The organism is Streptomyces sp. NPDC056948, assembly GCF_042674225.1.
GTDB classification, from domain to species: Bacteria; Actinomycetota; Actinomycetes; order Streptomycetales; family Streptomycetaceae; genus Streptomyces; species Streptomyces purpurascens.
The window spans coordinates 1-2,937 of the sequence record NZ_JBHUQX010000688.1 but is presented as its reverse complement, the minus strand read 5'-3'; the positions used below and the strand labels follow the sequence as shown (position 1 = coordinate 2,937).

General features: G+C 72.5%; 3 protein-coding genes. 2 read left to right on the top strand and 1 reads right to left on the bottom strand.

From position 1 onward, the window contains the following. On the bottom strand, window positions 1-155 hold a 155-nt coding region (locus tag ACFTZL_RS43525; RefSeq protein ID WP_382595765.1), incomplete at its 3' end, for a LysR family transcriptional regulator. Window positions 156-321: 166 nt separating this feature from the next. Here ACFTZL_RS43525 and ACFTZL_RS43520 point away from each other — a divergent pair. Further along, on the top strand, window positions 322-1,659 hold the full coding sequence (locus ACFTZL_RS43520; protein ID WP_382595763.1) for a CitMHS family transporter: 1,338 nt from the start codon (window positions 322-324) through the stop codon (window positions 1,657-1,659). A 12-nt stretch (window positions 1,660-1,671) separates the two neighbouring features. Beyond that, on the top strand, window positions 1,672-2,937 hold a 1,266-nt coding region (locus ACFTZL_RS43515), incomplete at its 3' end, for a 3-hydroxybutyrate oligomer hydrolase family protein (RefSeq protein WP_382595760.1).

The following is a 2,937-nucleotide window of genomic DNA, read 5'->3' as shown; positions in this document are numbered from 1 at the left end:
CGTTCGAGGAGTTGGGCGCCGACCTGCCGTTCCAGGTCGGCGACCGCGCGGCTGAGGGACGACTGCGAGACGCCCAACCGGGCGGCTGCCGCGGTGAAACTCGTCGCCCGGGCGACGGCCGCGTACGCCGAGAGCTGTCGCAAGGTGGCTTCCATGGCGGGGAAGCGTACGTCAGCACGGGCCGATTGATGCGCGGATCGCATGAACAGATCCCGGTTTGATGCTGGACATGGATCTTCCGGCGCTCGGACACTCTCGGCTATCCCCGTACGCCCCGCTCTCCGCCGCCGGGGACCGCCACCCGAGAAAGCGAGCGTCACCATGCAGGCAGCCCTGGGCTTCGCCACGATCGCCCTGTTCCTGTTGCTCACCATGACCAGACGCGTCTCGGTCCTGGTCGCGCTGGTGGTGCTCCCGGTCCTGGCGGCGCTGGCGGGCGGCTTCGCGGGCGAGCTGGGCGGGATGGTGCTGGACGGGCTGTCGAAGGTGGCGCCCACCGGCATCATGATCGCTTTCGCTGTTCTGTACTTCAGCCTCATGGTGGACGCGGGCCTGTTCGATCCGCTGATCCGCGGTCTGCTGCGGATGGCACAAGGCGATCCGATGCGCATCACCGTCGCCACGGCCGTCCTCACGCTGTGCGTGGCCCTGGACGGCGACGGAGCTTCGACGTTCCTCATCACCGTCTCGGCACTGCTGCCCGTCTACCGCAAGCTGGGCATGAGTCCGCTGGTGCTGTCCGGGGTCGTCTGTCTGGGCGCCGGCGTGATGAACATGGTTCCCTGGGGCGGTCCGACGGTGCGTGCCATGGCGGCGCTGAAGCTGGAGAGTTCGGACGTCTTCACGCCCGTGCTGCCCGCGATGGGCCTCGGCATCGCGTGGGTCCTGGTGGCGGCCTGGCTGATCGGCCGCCGGGAGCGGCGGCGTCTGGGCACACTCGCGGTGCCGGGCCGGGCGGCCGCCGACGACGAACCCGTCCCTACGACCGCCACCGCGCCCGGGGACGGCCCCGGAGCCGTCCGGGTGACGGAACCTGCGCGGCTCTGGCTGACCGTCTTCAATCTGCTGCTGACCGTCGTCCTCCTCGTCTCGCTGATCCTGGAGGTCATGCCGCTGCCGGTGCTGTTCGTCCTCGGGTTCGCGGTGGCCCTCCTGGTCAACCACCCCACGTGGGAACAGCAGCAGGCGCTGCTCGACAAGCACGCGAAGAACGTCGTCCTCGTCACCACGATGATCTTCGCCGCCGGGGTGCTCACCGGAGTCCTGACCGGGACCGGAATGATCGGCGAGATGGCCGAGGCGCTCGTGTCCGTGATCCCGGACTCCCTCGGCGGCCAACTGCCGGTGCTGGTGGCCGTCACCGGCATGCCGCTGAGTCTGGTCTTCACCCCGGACGCCTACTACCTCGGTGTTCTGCCGGTCCTCGCCGAGACGGCGCACAGCTTCGGCACCGACCCGGCCGAGGTCGCCCGGGCCGCCATCCTCGGCCAGATGACGACGGGTTTCCCGCTCAGTCCGCTCACCGCCTCCACCTTCATCCTGGTCGGCATGAGCGGCGTCCAGCTCGGCGAGCACCAGCGCTTCATCTTCCGCTGGGCCTTCGCCACCACCCTCGTGATGACCGCCGGCGCCCTCCTCACCGGCGCCCTCTCCCTCTGACGGAGGCTCAGCATGCCTGCCCGCAGTGCCAGGTTCGTCCCGCTGCTCTTCACCGTGTCCCTCGCCGCCTCCGCCCTTCCCACTGCCACCGCCCAGGCGGCACCCGGCAGCACGCTGCCGTCCTTCGCCGGTTCCGTCACCTCGCGTTCGTACGACGGCCGCGAGGACGACCTGCTCACCGCCGGGCTGGGCTTCTCGGGTCTGCGCCGTGCCACTCCCCCGCCGGTGGCCGACCCCGGCCGTCCCACGCCGGCCGAGCTGCGGCGCTGGGCCGTGTGGGCCGCGGCGGGGCTCTCCGGGAGCGACGCGGGCGGGCTGGGGCGGCTGTACGGGCCGAACATCGGCGCCGACGGCAGACCGGTGCCCGGTGACGGGAGGATCGCCGGCACCGAATACACCGTCACCGCGGGCACGGGCGCGCGCGGCGTCACTTTCGTCGTCCAAGTCCCGGCGGACCTCGACCGGGCACGCCCCTGCGTCGTGGCCGCGCCGGCGACCGGGCTGGCGAACGTGTACAACGCCGTCGGCGGCGCCGGGGCCTGGGGGCTGCGTCACCGCTGTGCGGTCGCCCTCACCGACAAGGGAATGGGCCCGGGCTTCCACGACCTGCACTCCGACACCGTCATGGCCACCGACGGCACCATCGGCTCCCGCACGCGGACCGGCCCCGGTGCGGCCTTCGACAGCGGCCTCGACGACACCGCACGCCGGCGGTACGACGCGCGCCACCCCTACCGGGTCGCCTTCAAGCAAGCCCATTCCCGGCAGAACCCCCAGGCCGGCTGGGGACGCGATGTGCTCCGCTCGGTCGAACTCGCCCTCGCCCTGCTCAACCGCGACTGGCGGAAGGGCGCACCCGTGGCCGGGTACACGCCCGCGACCACGACGGTGATCACGGCAGGCGTCTCCAACGGCGGTGGGGCCGCCGTCGCCGCCGGGGAGGAGGACCGGTCCGGCCTGATCGACGCGGTGGTGGCCTCGGAGCCGCAGATGAACCTCGCCCCGCTGCGCGGCCTCACCGTCGAGCAGGGCGGGCAGCGGGTGACGAGCGCCGGGCTGCCGCTGGTGCGGTACGCGTCCCTTGCCTCGCTCCTCCAGCCGTGCGCGGTGCTCGCCGAGCCCTCGGCGCCGGGCTACGCCTCCTTCGATCCGGGGACGGCACGGCGCCGCTGTTCCGACCTGGTGGGTGACGACCCGCGGCTGATCCCGCGGCGTGACGCCGCGCGCGCCGGGGTGCGCGGGCTGCCCGTGCTGGCGCAGCAGGCGCTGGTCCGGGCC

What these genes read in the sequence shown, in the direction of transcription:
- ACFTZL_RS43520 (WP_382595763.1), top strand. Translation starts at nt 322, where the DNA reads ATGCAGGCAGCCCTGGGCTTCGCCACGATCGCCCTGTTCCTGTTGCTC.